General features: G+C 51.5%; 1 rRNA gene. It reads left to right on the top strand.

Annotated elements, in window-relative coordinates:
* Positions 1-1,062 (top strand): 16S ribosomal RNA (locus BQ8014_RS00025); the annotation flags it as partial.
* Positions 1,063-1,135 lie beyond the last annotated feature (73 nt).

The following is a 1,135-nucleotide window of genomic DNA, read 5'->3' as shown; positions in this document are numbered from 1 at the left end:
GTCCCGTTTTGTATGTACCTTATGAATAAGCATCGGCTAACTCCGTGCCAGCAGCCGCGGTAATACGGAGGATGCGAGCGTTATCCGGATTTATTGGGTTTAAAGGGTGCGTAGGTGGGTAATTAAGTCAGCGGTGAAAGTTTGTGGCTCAACCATAAAATTGCCGTTGAAACTGGTCACCTTGAGTATGTTTGCTGTAGGCGGAATGCGTGTTGTAGCGGTGAAATGCATAGATATCACGCAGAACTCCGATTGCGAAGGCAGCTTACAAAACCATCACTGACACTGAAGCACGAAAGCGTGGGAATCAAACAGGATTAGATACCCTGGTAGTCCACGCCGTAAACGATGATTACTAGGGATTTGCGATATAGTGTAAGTCCTACAGCGAAAGCGTTAAGTAATCCACCTGGGGAGTACGCCGGCAACGGTGAAACTCAAAGGAATTGACGGGGGCCCGCACAAGCGGAGGAACATGTGGTTTAATTCGATGATACGCGAGGAACCTTACCCGGGTTTGAACGCATTAGGAATACGATTGAAAGGTTGTAGCTAGCAATAGCCTATTGCGAGGTGCTGCATGGTTGTCGTCAGCTCGTGCCGTGAGGTGTCGGCTTAAGTGCCATAACGAGCGCAACCCTGATTGTCAGTTGCTAGCAGGTAAAGCTGAGGACTCTGACAAGACTGCCGGCGTAAGCTGTGAGGAAGGTTGGGATGACGTCAAATCAGCACGGCCCTTACATCCGGGGCGACACACGTGTTACAATGGGGGGGACAAAGGGGCGCTACCTGGCGACAGGATGCCAATCTCAAAACCCTCTCTCAGTTCGGATCGGAGTCTGCAACTCGACTCCGTGAAGCTGGATTCGCTAGTAATCGCGCATCAGCCATGGCGCGGTGAATACGTTCCCGGGCCTTGTACACACCGCCCGTCAAGCCATGGGAGCCGGGGGTACCTGAAGTACGTAACCGTCAAAGGATCGTCCTAGGGTAAAACCGGTGACTGGGGCTAAGTCGTAACAAGGTAGCCGTACCGGAAGGTGCGGCTGGAACACCTCCTTTCTGGAGACTCGAAGTTCCGTGAAGTCTTTTCTTTACGAAAAAGAAGAGGATGAACGACAAAAAGGTACGAATG

The organism is Parabacteroides sp. Marseille-P3160 (assembly GCF_900162725.1).
Classification (GTDB): domain Bacteria; phylum Bacteroidota; class Bacteroidia; order Bacteroidales; family Tannerellaceae; genus Marseille-P3160.
Note: the sequence above shows the minus strand (reverse complement) of the source record. Positions and strands in the feature narration are given on the sequence as shown.